Genomic DNA, 11,813 nt, shown 5'->3' with positions numbered 1-11,813 from the left:
ATCTTGATACCGGTTATGGGGGTTACCTATCTTTTAAGCTTTATTATTAAAGGTTCAACTATTGCTTATATCTTAAAAAAGATGAATTTTGTGATTCGTCTAGGAATAGCATTTATTATAGGAATTAAAGTAGAATATAGAGGTTTAGAAAATATTATTAAGGGTAGTTGTATTATTGCCAGCAAACATCAGTCTGCATGGGAAACTTTATTACTCTTTGATCAATTTTTTCCTAAGTGTTTTTATGTCTTAAAAAAAGAAATTATAGAGAGTTTTTTTGTGGGAAGATCAATTGCCAAGCTCAATATAATAGCAGTTGACAGAAGTCATATTAGGATTGATAAATTTATAGTAGAATGTGAGGTTTGCTTTAGAAAAAAAGGACAATTAGTAATTTTTCCAGAGGGAACCAGAGTAAATGTGGGAGAGTACGTAAAATATAAAAAAGGAATTGCCAAACTCTACAGTCATGCTAAGGTCCCAGTGATCCCAGTGGCTTTAAATACCGGAGCAATAAGTCCTAGAGGTATATTTTTAAGGTATCCAGGTAAAATGATTATAGAATTTTTACCTCCTATTTATCCTGGCTTAACTGAGGATGAATTTCTGATAAAATTAGAAACTCTGATTGAGAATAAAAGTGCTGAATTATTAAAGGAGGCTAATAACTTGTTTTTAAAACAGAAAGGATTTTGCTGAGTTTTTAGGCTAAATTCATACGGAGCAAGTTTGTTTAAAAATAATAACTCTGTTAGGGTACATTTAATTAGTATGTATCAGGTGATTTTCTAACTAAATGATTCTAACTTGATTCTAATGGATTTGCATAAATCCCGGCACAAAAGAGTTTACTCTCCGGAATATTTAGGAATTGTGCTACTAAGGCAGTAGTATGATAAAAGCCGGGTACTTGAATTAATTTATAATTGTTTACTCTATCTAAAATGGTAATATCAGGAGGTATAACATTAAGATCTGAGAGAATAAATAAAGATGTATCATTTTGTGTAGGTTCTATTAAAGATTTAGACACACCAAAAGCCTTCACTGTATTCAGTTTAAAGGCATCCAAAGGATTAGGAATAAAAGGCAATAACAAATTAATTTTAAGGTTGTGATATTGGGGATCCATTAAAAGCAGCCACCATTTTGTTTTAAAAGTTGCCTCAGGATAGGGAAAGATTGCAAAAACACTTTGATGGTTATTCAGGCTATTAAAAATTTCATCAACATTTTTTAAAAAAGTTATGGCAGTGTTAGCAAAATGAAAGGTGGTAATTTCTTTAATTTTTGCCAAAGATTCTATATCTTCATAAATGATATAAGTAAAATCCCCTTCAATTAAGAGGGTAGCTATAATTAGTTCTCGCCAAATTTTTTGCATAGAATAATTATTATATAAGCCAAAATCCTGAGTAAGTAATCTTCTAGCCATACGAGCTTCTCTAGCTAATTTAATCTTTATGGGATCGTCTTTTTTAATAACTTTTACTTCTTTAATTAACAAACTTCTCTCACGGAGTAAGCTTATTAAAGAGCTATCTATTTTATCTATTTGGTTTCTAATATTTTCTAATTTATGATTAATCATGATAGTCATTAATGTATTTTTAAAATTAACAATTATTATAAGGTAATTATATGAAATTTTATCCAATAAGAATATTAAAAAATAACTATGTGTGGTTGTTAGTTAATGCTAATGCTGAGAGTTTGATAATTGATTGCGGGGACGCCACTCCTGTGTATAACTTTATTTTACAATATAAACTTAAGCTTAGATATATCTTAGTTACCCATGCTCATTATGATCATATAGAGGGTATTGCAGAGCTAAAGGATAGAACCGAGGCAAAAATTGTAGGGTTTAGTGGAGATAAGCATAGATTACCGGAGTTAGATATAGAATTTAAAGAGAATGATAGTTTATCTCTACTTGGGCAAGAAATAGCAACTATTAGGCTAAAAGGGCATACTAAAGCTGATATTATATATAACTTTAGTATGCTGAATTATTTGTTTTGTGGAGATGTATTATTTTCCTTAGGATGTGGTAGAATTTTTGAAGGAAGTTATGCTGATATGTATAGCTCTTTAAAGATTATTAAAAATTTACCAGAAGAGATATTAATTTTTAGTGGGCATGAACTCACTAGTATTAATTTAGCGTTTGCTAGGAAATTTAATTTTTTTGATTATAGTACTAAAAGAAAAGAAGTTGTGGAAAATAAAATCCTAGCACCTTACTCACTACTTGATGAAAAAAAACTTAATCCTTTTCTAAATTTTGATAATCAAGCCTTTAAAGAATCTTTACAATTACAACAATTAAGTGATTTAGAGTTTTTTACTTATCTAAGAAAAAAACGTAATGAATATTAGTGGTAATAGGAGATTAAGTTAAGATTAATTTATCTCTCTACCTTGAGTTTATAAATCCTTTTTGTAAAGTTTTTCATACAATTTTATACTTCTTTAAGTTTAATTTACTCAGATTATAACCACTAAATCATATGAAATCTTGGTAACACTAAAGAAGTATAAAAGTAATTTAACTTAACTAATAATAGCTTAATTTGGGTGGTTTAATTCTTTAATATCACCTGAATTTAGAGTATTTAAGAATTCTTGTTTAAAAGTTAAGAAATTATCAGCAGTAATGGCTTCTCTAATTTTGTGCATTAAGGTAAGATAAAAATGTAGATTGTGGGTGGTTAATAACATAGCACTAAGAATTTCTTCAACCCTAAAGAGATGATGTAAATATGCTCTTGAGTAATTAGTACAAGTTTTGCAGAGGCAGTGTGGGTCTAAAGCTCGGCTATCATTTTTGTGTCTAGCATTTCTTAAATTAATTTCTCCGATATGGGTAAAAGCTCGGGCATTTCTAGCTGCACGTGATGGTAATACACAATCAAACATGTCAATTCCTCTCTCTACTGCCCCCAAAATATCGGAAGGACGTCCTACGCCCATTAGATATCTGGGTTTGTTAATAGGTAAATGCGGTGTTGTAAAATTTAATGCCTCAAACATTAATACTTGGGGTTCTCCAACGGCTAATCCTCCTACTGCATAGCCGTCAAATTTTAAACTACTTAAATATTGTGCAGATTCTTTTCTTAAATCTTCAAAAAACCCGCCCTGATTAATTCCAAAAATACCATAGCCGATTCTATCAATAAAGGTATCTTTACTATTTTTTGCCCATAAATGCGTGCGTTTTAAGGAATTTTTTACATAAGTTTTCTCCGCAGGATATTTTACACATTCATCCATAACCATAGTAATATTAGAATCTAATTTGTGTTGGATTTGCACAGACTTCTGAGGTGTTAAAAAATAAGATATCCCATCGCGATGAGATTTAAACTTAACCCCGCTATCTTCTATTTTGGAAAGAGAGGATAAAGACATTACCTGAAATCCTCCGGAATCAGTAAGGATAGATCTTTGCCAATTCATAAACTTATGTAAACCACCTTGATTCTCTACAATATCTTCACCGGGGGTTATCATTATATGATAGGTATTTGCTAGGATAATTTCTGCACCCATTGTTGCTACATCTTCAGGATACATGGCTTTTAGTGTGGCTTTAGTTCCAACAGGCATAAAAACCGGAGTTTTAATAGTTGAATGAGCAGTTTTTAGCTCTCCGAGCCGTGCTCCGGCATTACTTTTTAACAGTGTAAAATTTAAAGACATTAGTATTTTCCTTATATCGGAGTTTTATGTAAAAAAGTGCAATCACCATAGGAAAAGAACCTATAATTATTAGTTATGGCATAAGTATAGGCTTTTTTCATAGTGTCTATACCGCAAAAAGCACAGACTAACATAAATAGAGTAGATTTAGGTAAATGAAAATTTGTTAGTAAACAATCTACAATTTGAAAATTATAACCAGGAGTAATAAAAATATTGGTATTACCGTGATACGGTTGTACTTTGCCGTTTAATGAGGCATGTTCTAATGTTCTTAAAACTGTGGATCCTACGGCAATTATTCTACCGTCCTTGGTTTTAGTTTTATTAATAAGTTTAGCAGTATCTTTTGTTATAGAACAAAATTCTTCATGCATTACATGCTCAAATATATTCTGAGTTTTTACCGGAAGAAAAGTACCAGCTCCAACATGTAAAGTTAGATGGGCTATCTTGATACCTTTTTTATCTAAAGCCTGTAATAATTCTTTAGTAAAATGTAAAGAAGCAGTGGGAGAAGCGGTTGAACCGGCAATTAAGTTAGTAGTTTTCCGATTTATTGAAGTTGCATATAATCTGTTAATTATTCCTATAGCAGAACTTAACTTCTCTGCTTTGGTTGAAGCTACACTTGAATTTATTTCTTTGGCAAAAATAGTTTGATAATCTGTATTATCTTGTACTCTAAGCGTTGTATCTCTTTTAATATAAGGAGGAAGTGGCATGTGTCCTGCTTCTTGTAATACAGTATAAAAATCTCCTTCATATGAGAAAAAAAGTTTTACTTCGCCGTTTGGAAGTTTGTCTACTATTTTGGCTTGAAATTTATCACTAAAAATAATTAGAGAATCAATTGTTAAACGTCTGGAGTTTTTTACAAAAGCTAACCATAAATTTTTTTCTAAGCATTTATGTAAATTTAAAGAAATAGCGCTATTCCTGCAAGTTCCTATTAATTTAGCGGGAATAACTTTAGTATCATTTACAACCAATAAATCCTTAGAGTTTAATAAACTCGGAAGATGTCTTACCAAATGTTGATTTAATTCTAGTGAGTTTACTTCTAGCATTTTAGCAGTATCTTTAGGAATTATTGGGGTTTGAGCAATTAATTCTTTAGGTAAATTAAAATCAAAATCTTTTAAGCTTAAATTAGGTATCATGTTAGTATATTAGTAATTTATGAATATTACTAATATAACAATAAATCATGTTAAAATACAAAAATATTTTGATATTATATGGTTCAACTACCGGTAATACTAGAGATTTAGTATATTATTTGGCAAAGCAATTATCCTCTGAGTGTACCACAGAGATAGTAGAAGTATGTGATTTACCAGATAAATATCAATTTAAAGGACAGTATGATTTAATTATTTTGAGTTCTGCAACTTGGGGTGTAGATCCGGCTACCTTACAAGAGGATTTTACAATTTTTTGGGATAATCTAGATAAAAGCACAATTGCTAATAAAGATTATGCTATAATAGGAATAGGTGATAGTTATTATCCTTATTTCGGTTTTGCCGTAGAAATTTTAAAAAATTCACTACAGGATTTTAAAGGCAATATTATTGCTGATTTAAAAATTCAAGATCCTTGGGAAGAAACCATAGAGATCATAACTCAGTGGCTAATTAATATCTTAAAAAAATAAACTAGTTTTTATAATTGTTATTGAGATTTTCTATTATAGTAGGTATACTAGGTTAATTCTTATAAGGTTAGCTAACGGAGATGCAAAATGATTATAAAAAGTTCATTACAAAAAATTAAATTAAGACATAAAGCTTCTAAAATTGTGCGTCGTAGGGGTAGAATTTATGTAATTAATAAACAAAATCCTAAATTTAAAGCACGGCAGGGATAAATTTTCAAGATTTATTATGATAAGCAGTAACTGAGAGTTATATGAGTTTAAAGAAGATCATAACTAAGTTTTTACCTAAAAAAAATGCAGAAACTATCAAAGTAACGCATCAAGTAGTACAAACGCAGGAGTTGTCACAAAAAGTAGATAAGATTCTCAATTCTGTAAAGCAACTTTTTCTACCTTTTGAAGAAATTTTATTAAAAAATTTGCCTGCCTCTAAGTATTTTATTATACCCTTAAATAAATTAGCCTTGTTTGTTGGATATATTATTAAAGGTATAGCTTATATTATTCCCTTGCTTGTCTTGTTTATAAGAGGCAGAGGACTTAAATATTTAATTATATTAGTATTAATATTATTCATTTTTAGTACTCTAGTATCAAGATCTTTGAATAATAAAACTTATAAAACCTATTTTGAAACTGCTATTTATAATACTACTGGTTATAAGGCAATAATTAATGGGGTAATTAAAATTAGTGTTTTTCCAAGTGTGGGTATTAATATTTGGGATGCTAGTTTTAGTAAACTCGATAAGAATCAGAATAATTTTCAAATAAAGTCAATAAAAGTTAATACTTTAAAAGTTACTTTTAATATTCTGCCCTTATTTTTAGGAAAGTTTACTATTAAAGATATATCAGTAGTTTATCCTAAAGTAGAATTAATAGCGGCAAGTACTGGTAATACAGATGGCTTTAAGTATGAAGATAGTATAGAGCAATATAGTATTTTGGATAACCAAAAACCTAATGAGGCAGAACTACTTAACAATTTAGAAGAAGGTAATTTAGAAGAAAAAAATCTTGTGATAGAAAAAGCCAATAAACTGAACAGAAAAAATAAATTAAATGGGGAAGATTTATTAGCTAAGCTTGTAGAATTACAAAAATTAACTTCTAATAATTTAGAACAACAAAATCTTGATCTGCCAGAGATAGCAAAAAATTTACAAAATTCCCCTAAGGATTTCTCTAACTTAAAAGATAATGCTTTAAGAAATAATGATAGTTTTTCAACTCAATCCCCATTAATTCAGGATCCTCTAACTCAAAACAATCATGCTACAAAAGAGATAGGGAATACTATATCTTCCATACATACTACTCCCTCTACACCTAACAATCTTACCTATAAAGTTTTACATAGTTTTGTAAACAATATAGATTTTGATATAACTAAGGTTTCTAATTTTTCTCTAAGAAATGGTTCTATTATTATAGAAAATAAGCACGGAGCTGTTTTTTTTAATTTGGAAAATATAGATAGTAATATGATGATCAATAATGGGGTTATATTTTCCTCAGGAAAATTTAGATTATTAGAACAAGGCTTACAATATAATTTTAATAATAGTTTAAATAAATCCTTTAAGTTAGAACTTTTTTTAGATAACGCTAAAGATAATACTAACCATGTAAAAGTAGATGGTATAGTTGAAGATAGGATTATTAAGGGAAAAATTATAGGATACGGTAACACCCTGCGTTATTTAGTCAACGCTGTTGCAATACCCATCAATATAACAAGTAAAGTAGCAGTACAATCTAATTTTGAAGTATCAAATAGTTATCTAAGTATACCAAACTTTAGTTTAGAAATTGATAATATTTTTTCTACCGGAAATCTTTACTGGGATTATGGTAATAGACAAACCTTAAGTCTAAATTTAAATCTTAATAATTATAATATTAGTTCTTTTTTAGAGGCTAAAACTTTATATCAAAGTAATAATAGTTATGTAGGACAGTCTGTCTTTGAAATTTTATTTAATGATTTATTAAATTGGTATAATCAGAAAATTACCCATTTTAAACCTAAATTTTTTAGATTAAACTTAAATCTTCATAATTCACAAGTACAAAGTGGTACAATTAATAATATAAATGCTATAGGGTTTCTAGATACTACTGGTAATTTATATATAGATAAAGTAGCTTTTAGCGATAACGATACTCAAATTAATGTAGCAGGTAAAATATCTCTAAGTGAGAAAACCGGAATTTTAACATATAAGTCTAAAGGAAATATTAGTGATTTTACTAAAATTTTTAAAATTAATCCTAAATTAAATTTATTTATTAATTCAATTACTGCAAATAGCGAGGAATTTAGACTAAATTCAAAAATTTATCTTGATAAAAATCGTATAATTTTCACAGAGATAGAAGGAGCTTTCGGAGCTATAGCATTTAAAAATGCATATGCTTTATTTATAGAAAGAAGTGATAAATCTGATTTACAATTAAGTATCACCCTTGAAGATTTAAACTTTACTTATTTAGCAGCAATTTATAATAAACAAACTACATTTTATCAACAGCATATTTTACAAGACTTAAATAGTACTGATGTGTTAGGTATTTCAAATAATTTAAGTATCAAATTGAAACTAAAAAGTAAATTTTTTGATTATAAAGGTATTAAATTTAAAGATGCTCAAATGGATGCCTTATTAGTTAAAAGTGGTTTTTTAATCCAAAAATTTGAATTAACTGGGTTAGAAACTGGGTTAATATTAGGTTCGTTTAATTTTAATAGAAAAGTAGCTCCTAATGTAGTAGGGCATCTTAATATTAGTAATTTAAGGCTAGATTTTAATACTCTTAATAAACTTATGTTCCAAGATTATCAACTGGTTGGTAAGGTTATTCTCAATGGTCAACTTAAATTTGCTGGAGATAATTACACTAATCCTATAACCAGAGTAGAGGGAAAAATAGGCTTTGTAAAATTAGAGAGATTAACTACCAATAGAGTTTCTATTAATGACGGTTTTTATCTTACTCTCTCTAGTAAAGGAGTAAGTAAAAATGGTAAAAAACTCTATCATATTAATGATTTAGTAGGAAAAGTTAGTATTTTGGGAAGTAAAATAGATTTTTATCCGGTGGTAGTTTTATATATTGACGGCAAAAAGCGATACAGGGGCACTTTCCAAGGAGGATATGCAATTGATACAAATATTTTAGGAATTAATGGGGTTGTAAGTGAGGAAAATAATAACACTAATAAAATTAAATTCCAATTAAACGGAGATTTATTAAAGTCGGCATTAAAAATAGATAAATCAATTGCCATTAAGCCTAAATATGTTAATAAGAATCTAGAAAGTCAGATTAAGAAATTAGATGCTAAAAACCCTAAAAGGTTACCTAGTTTAAAAGATTTCAAACATGAAACCAAGAAAAAGAATATTAAAACCATCCCCACTAAAAAAGAAGAAAGAACCTCTTCACAGTTCAAAGAATTATTACAAGAAGAACAAAAAAGGAAGGCTATCCTTAGAGAAGAACACTTAAAGAAACAGAGAAAAATCCAAGAACAAGCCCCTCCTCCGGTTAAAGATAATGAACTCCCAGAATTATATTAACGTATATAATTAAAATAATTATGAGAACTCCTGCAAAATATCTTAGAGGTGCAGAGGGTATTGAAATTTTTAGATATTTATTCTTATATACTAAAGATTAATATAGTGTCTACTTAGCTGTTTAAAGCATAATTTAAAACATATACCATAAGAGTGTTAAGCTTTAAGGGTAAGTCATTATTGCGATCTTTATTTAGAGTGGTAATTAATTATGAAGGGGATATTTATTTTTTTGCGATTTCTTTGAGAACTATCCAAAATTTTTCTTCTTTTCTTCTAAAGCAATAAAAGTTGTATGATTAGAGATTTTAATCGATTTTTTTAACATAAAAATAAAGTAAAAATAAAATAAAGTGGGAAGTTTCTGTTGCTAGGTACTTCCCAAACCCCGCTCTAGATTGCGATTAAGCTGCTAAAGCAAAAGGCCTATTGTCTTTGGCACTTATAAAATTAATCCTTTAACGATGGAATCATACCGGAAGAAGTTCCTATTTTTAATATCAAGTCGAAGCTAATTCATCCCCATAATAATTGGTGGAGATGTCGGGTACTGCCCCCGAGTCCTTAATAGGTATTTTATAAGACATTTATCCTCATAGTTAGTATTGCTACTAACATTAAAAAATATAGTATAATTATTTACAATTAGCAATTACTATTGTGATTCTTAATATAAAATAGCAAAAATAGGGTTTAAATATGTCTAGCAATACTCAAGAAACAGAAGTACATACCACTCAAAGAGCAGTATCTTTTGAGTTAGAAAAAATTTTAAATCATAAACATAAGGTTTTAGATCATGGTTTTATTAGGGTGATTGATTATATGGGCAATGATAATGCTATTGTACAATCTGCCAGAGTTTCTTATGGTAAAGGAACTAAAACCCTACAAGATGATACAGCTCTCATTAGATATTTAATTAGACATAAACATACTACGCCCTTAGAGATGTGTGAGATTAAATTTCATATTAAAATGCCCATTTTTATTGCTAGACAATGGGTACGTCATAGAACTGCAAATGTTAACGAATATTCCGGTCGATATTCTATTTTAGATAAAGAATATTATATTCCTAAAAAAGAACAATTAGCAACACAATCTATGAATAATAAACAGGGAAAAAATAAACTCTTAGATAAACAAGAGGCAAAACAAGTGCTAAATATCTTAAAAAGTGACGGAGAAGCTTTATTTAAACATTATGAAACTATGTTAAATGTTAATGAAGCTGACAATAAAAAAGGGCTAACTAGAGAATTAGCTAGAATTAATTTACCTCTCAATACGTATACTCAGCTATATTGGAAAATAGATTTGCATAATTTATTACACTTTCTAGCTCTGAGAGCAGATGAACATGCACAATATGAAATTAGAGCATATGCTTTGATAATGTTAGAGATAATAAAGAAATGGGTACCTGTAGTGTATCAGGCTTTTTTGGATTATCGTTTTAATGCTATTTCTTTATCTAATCAGGCAAAATTAGTAGTACAAAAACTGATTAATCAACAAACTGTTTCCCAAGCAGAGAGTGGGCTTTCTAAGAGAGAATGGGTAGAACTTATGGAGCAATTAGAAATAAACAACTAATAAAACTTTCTTAATACAGATATATTAACAGATGGTTACTAATAATAGTGTGTTGATGGTGATTGTTAAAGATTAGTTCTAATTAAAAGATTATTATTACCAATAACCAGCTAGAATTATGGTATTAGATAATAAATTATTCTAATGCCGAGACTTTACTTAGGGGTGAAATCTTTAGCTATTTATCTGGTAATTATTTGTAAGGATAGTAACATAACTAATCATAACTATGATATTGCTAAACAACTAAGAATAGGGAGTGGTTAAGTTTTAATAAACAGCTTCTGTTTGAGTTGCAAAGCTATTTCTATAAATTTTCGGCTAATAGGATGTTTTAAGTTTTCCTTAATAATATTAGTACCGTTATCTAAGTATTCTCTAACTTTGAGATCTAGGGGAATTTCTCCTAAAAAAGCTATATTATATTCTAGAGATTTAATTTTTGCTCCACTTTCTGCAAAAACATGAGAAATTTTTCCACAGTACGGACAATTAAAATAACTCATATTTTCAATCATTCCTAATATGTTTATGGATAAGTTTTGTAGCATCACAAAAGTTTTTTGTACATCTAACAGAGCTACATTCTGAGGAGTAGAAACCATTACTGCTCCTGCTACCTCATAGTTCTTAAAGACATTAATATGAATGTCACCAGTACCTGGCGGTAAATCTATAATTAAGACATCCACATCCGTTGTTGCATCCCCCCAAGTAGTTTGCATTAATAATTGATTGAAAGTTTTAATAATCATAGGTCCTTTTAAAATTACGGATTGGGAAGAATCTAACATAAATCCTAGAGAGGCAAGCAAAATATCATCACGTACTAAGGGGATCATCAGATGTTCTTGTGAAATTTCTAAGAAACCTTGTATGCCGAACATTAAGGGAATGGAGGGTCCGTATATATCTCCATCTAAGACTCCTACCTTTAATCCTATGTGGTTTAGAGCATAAGCTAAATGTACCGCAATAGAAGATTTTCCAACTCCTCCTTTACCAGATAATACGGTAATAATTTTTTTTATATTTGGAGGTATTTGTTTATTAACAGGAGCTAAAGAGCTTTGTTTTGCGGTATTAGAATAGGCAATATAAATATTTTCTATAGTAGTTATAGCTTTAAGATTACTAATTATCTCGTTTTTGTGACTTTCTATTAAATCTAGATTTTGCGGGGTTAAGTCTTTAAAAGTACAGAATATAGATCGGAAGAGCGTCGTGTAGGGAAAGAGTGTAGATCTCGGTGGTCG

The 11,813-nt window shown here is 29.1% G+C and carries 10 protein-coding genes and 1 other RNA gene; 7 read left to right on the top strand and 4 right to left on the bottom strand.

The window, feature by feature from the left end; genetic code table 11:
- The coding region (locus ACQCX0_RS02310) for a lysophospholipid acyltransferase family protein (RefSeq protein WP_462562547.1) at positions 1 to 699 on the top strand (699 nt) is incomplete at its 5' end.
- A 103-nt stretch (positions 700 to 802) separates the two neighbouring features.
- Here the strand turns inward: ACQCX0_RS02310 and ACQCX0_RS02305 are convergent.
- Positions 803 to 1,591: a chorismate mutase gene (locus tag ACQCX0_RS02305; protein ID WP_462562546.1), complete on the bottom strand. Its 789-nt coding sequence runs from the start codon at positions 1,589 to 1,591 to the stop codon at positions 803 to 805.
- Positions 1,592 to 1,641: 50 nt separating this feature from the next.
- Here ACQCX0_RS02305 and gloB point away from each other — a divergent pair, with 50 nt between their 5' ends.
- Positions 1,642 to 2,382 carry a hydroxyacylglutathione hydrolase gene (gloB, locus tag ACQCX0_RS02300; protein WP_462562545.1) on the top strand — a complete coding sequence of 247 codons (741 nt, stop codon included), beginning with the start codon at positions 1,642 to 1,644 and terminating at the stop codon, positions 2,380 to 2,382.
- Positions 2,383 to 2,571: 189 nt separating this feature from the next.
- Here the strand turns inward: gloB and tgt are convergent, their stop codons facing one another.
- Entirely contained in the window at positions 2,572 to 3,708 is a 1,137-nt protein-coding gene (gene tgt, locus ACQCX0_RS02295) for a tRNA guanosine(34) transglycosylase Tgt (protein WP_462562544.1), read from the bottom strand.
- An 11-nt stretch (positions 3,709 to 3,719) separates the two neighbouring features.
- On the bottom strand, positions 3,720 to 4,871 hold the full coding sequence (locus ACQCX0_RS02290; protein WP_462562543.1) for an S-adenosylmethionine:tRNA ribosyltransferase-isomerase: 1,152 nt from the start codon (positions 4,869 to 4,871) through the stop codon (positions 3,720 to 3,722).
- 47 nt (positions 4,872 to 4,918) lie between these two features.
- Between ACQCX0_RS02290 and ACQCX0_RS02285 the strand changes: the two genes are divergently transcribed.
- The 3 genes from ACQCX0_RS02285 (at position 4,919) to ACQCX0_RS02275 (ending at position 8,958) form a co-directional block, all read left to right on the top strand.
- The gene (locus ACQCX0_RS02285; RefSeq protein ID WP_462562542.1) at positions 4,919 to 5,368 is read left to right on the top strand and encodes a flavodoxin family protein; all 450 of its coding nucleotides are present in this window, start codon (positions 4,919 to 4,921) and stop codon (positions 5,366 to 5,368) included.
- A gap of 87 nt (positions 5,369 to 5,455) precedes the next feature.
- Positions 5,456 to 5,581: a type B 50S ribosomal protein L36 gene (ykgO, locus tag ACQCX0_RS02280; RefSeq protein WP_462562540.1), complete on the top strand. Its 126-nt coding sequence runs from the start codon at positions 5,456 to 5,458 to the stop codon at positions 5,579 to 5,581.
- Positions 5,582 to 5,622: 41 nt separating this feature from the next.
- Positions 5,623 to 8,958: a hypothetical protein gene (locus ACQCX0_RS02275; protein ID WP_462562539.1), complete on the top strand. Its 3,336-nt coding sequence runs from the start codon at positions 5,623 to 5,625 to the stop codon at positions 8,956 to 8,958.
- A gap of 352 nt (positions 8,959 to 9,310) precedes the next feature.
- Here the strand turns inward: ACQCX0_RS02275 and ssrA are convergent.
- Positions 9,311 to 9,614: a transfer-messenger RNA gene (gene ssrA, locus ACQCX0_RS02270) on the bottom strand.
- A 43-nt stretch (positions 9,615 to 9,657) separates the two neighbouring features.
- On the opposite strand from ssrA, the gene thyX reads away from it, so the two are divergent.
- Together thyX and ACQCX0_RS02260 are read left to right on the top strand one after the other, a co-directional pair.
- Complete coding sequence (thyX, locus tag ACQCX0_RS02265; RefSeq protein ID WP_462562538.1) at positions 9,658 to 10,557, top strand: FAD-dependent thymidylate synthase; 900 nt, start codon at positions 9,658 to 9,660, stop codon at positions 10,555 to 10,557.
- A gap of 144 nt (positions 10,558 to 10,701) precedes the next feature.
- Positions 10,702 to 10,824 carry a hypothetical protein gene (locus ACQCX0_RS02260; RefSeq protein ID WP_462562537.1) on the top strand — a complete coding sequence of 41 codons (123 nt, stop codon included), beginning with the start codon at positions 10,702 to 10,704 and terminating at the stop codon, positions 10,822 to 10,824.
- Positions 10,825 to 11,813 lie beyond the last annotated feature (989 nt).

The organism is Candidatus Hepatincolaceae symbiont of Strigamia maritima (assembly GCF_055505085.1).
The sequence above is the reverse complement of the archived record's forward strand: the minus strand, read 5'-3'. Positions and strand labels throughout refer to the sequence as shown.